Annotated in this window: 1 pseudogene; it reads right to left on the bottom strand. The window is 46.3% G+C overall.

Annotation, left to right across the window (positions count from 1 at the left end):
• Nucleotides 1-210, bottom strand: a pseudogene (locus DWY57_RS20690) (sigma-70 family RNA polymerase sigma factor); the annotation flags it as partial.
• Between the last annotated feature and the right edge of the window lie 319 nt (nt 211-529).

The raw sequence follows: 529 nt of genomic DNA, 5'->3' as shown, positions 1-529 counted from the left end.
CGCCTTTTTGTAGCATCCGATGAAATACGCGTCATAGTCCGTTATGTCCTTTCCGGGAACCAGCACCTGCCTTCTTACGAAAAGGTAGGTGTCATGGAAATTGTCCTCGTCCAGCATTCCGTACCGGCGTAACGTCCCTCTCAACCAGTCATAGGATTTTGTGAACCACTCGTTGAACAGTCTTTCCTTTTCTGCGCTCTTGTCTGCCATAGCCTTATATTTTTTTGAGTTATACATGGCCTACACGGGTAGGCATTCTTATTTCTTGTGCTTCATCCAGTTTGTTTTTCGGCGGTCTCCGGCAAGGCTTGCCGTGAAAAAATACGCTCACGCGAAGCGTGAGGAAGATTTTTTCACGAGCAACCAGCCCGCAGGGCCGCCTTGCGGGACCGGCCTGAAAAACAACTATTTTTGCCGCAAGAAATGAGGATGACGGATTACTTCCTTCTATCTATTGTCTGTCCTATGAGAATTTAAAATTCCATGCAGCTTTTCTGTCTTCGGTATGTTTGGAGAAATATTCAAGGAT

It is taken from the genome of Bacteroides sp. AF25-5LB (genome assembly GCF_003602965.1).
Taxonomy (GTDB): Bacteria; Bacteroidota; Bacteroidia; order Bacteroidales; family Bacteroidaceae; genus Bacteroides; species Bacteroides uniformis.
This window is presented reverse-complemented; position numbering and strand designations above follow the sequence as displayed.